Origin of the sequence: Streptomyces sp. T39 (genome assembly GCF_008042045.1) — a bacterium.
Classification (GTDB): Bacteria; Actinomycetota; Actinomycetes; order Streptomycetales; family Streptomycetaceae; genus Streptomyces.
Genome location: NZ_RDBP01000214.1, coordinates 1 through 3221 on the forward strand (window position 1 = coordinate 1; position 3221 = coordinate 3221).

The 3221-nt window shown below is 73.8% G+C and carries 3 protein-coding genes and 1 pseudogene; 2 read left to right on the plus strand and 2 right to left on the minus strand.

Translation table 11 applies throughout. The annotated features are described in order from the left end of the window. Positions 1 to 160: pseudogene (locus EAO77_RS40890) on the plus strand (chorismate mutase); the annotation flags it as partial. A gap of 24 nt (positions 161 to 184) precedes the next feature. Here EAO77_RS40890 and EAO77_RS37190 read toward each other — a convergent pair. Both EAO77_RS37190 and EAO77_RS37195 read right to left on the minus strand, forming a co-directional pair. Further along, on the minus strand, positions 185 to 511 hold the full coding sequence (locus EAO77_RS37190; protein WP_147992683.1) for a chorismate mutase: 327 nt from the start codon (positions 509 to 511) through the stop codon (positions 185 to 187). 11 nt (positions 512 to 522) lie between these two features. Then, positions 523 to 1410, minus strand: a complete 888-nt coding sequence (locus EAO77_RS37195) for a helix-turn-helix domain-containing protein (RefSeq protein ID WP_147992684.1) — start codon at positions 1408 to 1410, stop codon at positions 523 to 525. 297 nt (positions 1411 to 1707) lie between these two features. Here EAO77_RS37195 and EAO77_RS37200 point away from each other — a divergent pair. Beyond that, positions 1708 to 3221, plus strand: a 1514-nt coding sequence (locus tag EAO77_RS37200) for a glycoside hydrolase family 35 protein (protein ID WP_147992685.1), incomplete at its 3' end; no start/stop codon positions are given.

The following is a 3221-nucleotide window of genomic DNA, read 5'->3' on the forward strand; positions in this document are numbered from 1 at the left end:
CGCCCGCGAGGCACGCCAGATCGAGCGCCTCCGCCAGCTCGCCGGGAGCGCCAAGCTCGACCCCGCGTTCGCGGAGAAGCTGCTCAACTTCATCATCGCCGAGGTGATCCGCCACCACGAGACCATCGCGGAGAGCACCCCGCCCACGCCCGAGGGCTGACCCCGGGGGGGGCGGCCCCCGGGGTCAGCCCTCGGGCGTGGGCGGGGTGCTCTCCGCGATGGTCTCGTGGTGGCGGATCACCTCGGCGATGATGAAGTTGAGCAGCTTCTCCGCGAACGCGGGGTCGAGCTTGGCGCTCCCGGCGAGCTGGCGGAGGCGCTCGATCTGGCGTGCCTCGCGGGCGGGGTCGGCCGGGGGCAGCCGGTGTTCGGCCTTCAGGTGGCCCACCTGCTGGGTGCACTTGAAGCGTTCGGCGAGCATGTACACGACCGCCGCGTCGATGTTGTCGATGCTCTCCCGCAGGCGGGTCAGTTCGGCGCGGACGCCCTCGTCGATGTCCCTGGTGGTCATGGGCAGCGAGCTTACGTGGCGGGGCCGAGGACGGTCGGGGGGTGTTCGGGGTCTGGGACGCGGTTGCTCCAGCCACCGGGCACGACCCGGCCCTGCTGCTCCCTGAAGCGGATGGGGGCGAGGCCCACGCGGCGGGTGAACAGGCGGGAGAAGTAGGCGGGGTCCTCGTAGCCGACGCGGCGTGCGACGGCGCCGACGGGCAGGTCGGTGCCGGCGAGGAGCTCCTTGGCCCGGCCGAGCCGGATGCCGAGCAGGAAGTCCTTGGGGCTGCATCCGGCGGCCCGGCGCACGGCGGTGCGCAGGGCGGCGGGGGTCATGCCGTGGCGGGCCGCGTGGTCGGCGACGGTCAGCGGCTGGAAGGCGTCACGGGTCAGTGCGGTGAGGACGGGGTCGCCGTCGGCGTCGGTGTCGGCGCGGGCGCGGCGCAGTGCGACGAGGAGTTCGTGGACGGCCGCGGCGGTCTCGATCTCCATCAGGGGGTTGCCGCGGCGGGCGGCCCGGGCGATGCGTGCGACGACGGCCCGGGCGCCGGCGGCGTCGGACAGCGGGACGACCGGCCGGTCGGCCTCGATGCAGCCGAGTTCGGTGTAGGTGGCGGTGGCGGGGCCGGTGAAGTCGACGAAGCACTCGTCCCAGCCGGTGTCGGCGTCGGGTCCGTAGTGGTGCGGCACGGAGGGGGTGAGCCAGATCACGGCGGGTGCGGTGACCTTGGTGCGCCGTCCGTCGGCGGTGCGGTACCAGCCGCTGCCGGCGCTGATCACGACGGCGACGTGGTGGTCGAGCGTGCGGGGTCCGACGGTGGGCAGCCGGCCGTGCTGGAGGCCGACGCCGAGGCAGACGAGGCCGAGCCGGTGGTGGACCGGGTTGGGGGTGAAGTACCGCATCCAGGTGTGATACATGCCGGTCTTCTCTCCTTCCGCACCGTTTCGCCGTGGTGGTGCCGGTCCGTTCGTCACTGTTTCGCCGTGTCGGTGCCGGTCTGTTCGTCACCGTTTCGCCGTGTGTCCGTTCGTCACCGGTTCGCCGTGTCGGTGCCGGTCCGTTCGTTCCGTCCTCTTTCCCCGGGGCGTGCCGCACCGGGCCGCGGGGGCCGTGGACCGTGCCGAGTCCAAGCCAGGGCGATCTTTGTCCATGGACGCGCCGCACGCCAGGGGGCGATCGTTCCTCGGGTGAGCACGAGAGAGACGGACGGGCCGGTGGCGGACTTCACGGTGGGCGGGACGGACTTCCTGCTGGACGGGCGGCCGGTGCGGCTGCTGTCGGGCGCGCTGCACTACTTCCGGGTGCACGAGGAGCAGTGGACGCACCGGCTGGCGATGCTGCGGGCGATGGGCCTCAACTGTGTGGAGACGTACGTCCCGTGGAATCTGCACGAGCCGGAGCCGGGCCGGTACGCGGACGACGGCGCGCTCGGCCGGTTCCTGGACGCGGTGCGGGCGGCGGGTCTGTGGGCCGTGGTGCGGCCGGGGCCGTACATCTGCGCCGAGTGGGAGAACGGCGGTCTGCCGCACTGGCTGACCGGGCCGCTGGGGCGGCGGGTGCGCACCCGCGACCCGGAGTACCTGGGGCATGTGGAGCGCTGGTTCCGCCGGCTGCTCCCCCAGGTCGCGGCGCGCGAGATCGGGCGCGGCGGCCCCGTCGTCATGGTGCAGGCGGAGAACGAGTACGGGAGCTACGGCAGCGACGCGGGGTACCTGCGCGAGATGGTGGACCTGTTGCGCCACTGCGGGGTGACGGTGCCGTTGTTCACGTCCGACGGGCCGGAGGACCACATGCTCACGGGCGGCTCGGTGCCCGGTGTGCTCGCGACGGTGAACTTCGGGTCCCAGGCGGCGGAGGCGTTCGCCGCCCTGCGTCGGCACCGGCCGGACGGGCCCCTGATGTGCATGGAGTTCTGGTGCGGCTGGTTCGAGCACTGGGGCAGCGAACGGGTGGTGCGGGATCCGCTGGACGCGGCGGCGGCGCTGCGGGAGATCCTGGAGGCCGGGGCGTCGGTGAACGTCTACATGGCGCACGGCGGGACGAGCTTCGCCGGCTGGGCGGGGGCCAACCGTTCGGGCCCGCTCCAGGACGAGGCGCTGTCGGGGACGGTGACGTCGTACGACTACGACGCCCCGGTGGACGAGGCGGGACTGCCGACGGAGAAGTTCTGGCGTTTCCGTGAGGTCCTGGCCGAGTACGCGGACGGGCCGCTGCCCGCTCCGCCGCCCGCGCCGGTGCGGCTGGGGGCCCCGGCCGGTGCGCGGACGGAGCGGTGGACGCCGCTGGAGGACGTGGTGCGGGAGCTGGGCGGCAGGGAGTGGGAGGGTCCCGTTCCACCGACGTTCGAGGAGTTGGACGTGGACCGGGGCCTGGTCCACTACCGCCTGGAGGTGCCGGGGCCGCGGCAGCCGTATCCGCTGCGGGTGACGGGGCTGCGGGACCGGGCGGTGGTGCATGTCGACGGGGTGCGGGCCGGGATCCTCGACGAGGAGCGGTCCGTCCTGCCGGAGCCGGTGGGGGGTCCGGCGACGGTGGAGCTGTGGGTGGAGTCCCTGGGGCGGGTCAACTACGGGCCGCGCACGGGTGAGGCGAAGGGGATCTGCGGGGGCGTCCTGCACGAGCGGCAGTACGTGCACGGGGTGCGGGCGCGGGGGCTGCGGCTGGACGCGTTCGACGACCGGGCCGCGGTGGAGCGCCTGCCGTGGCGGGCGTGTCCGGGCCGGGAGGA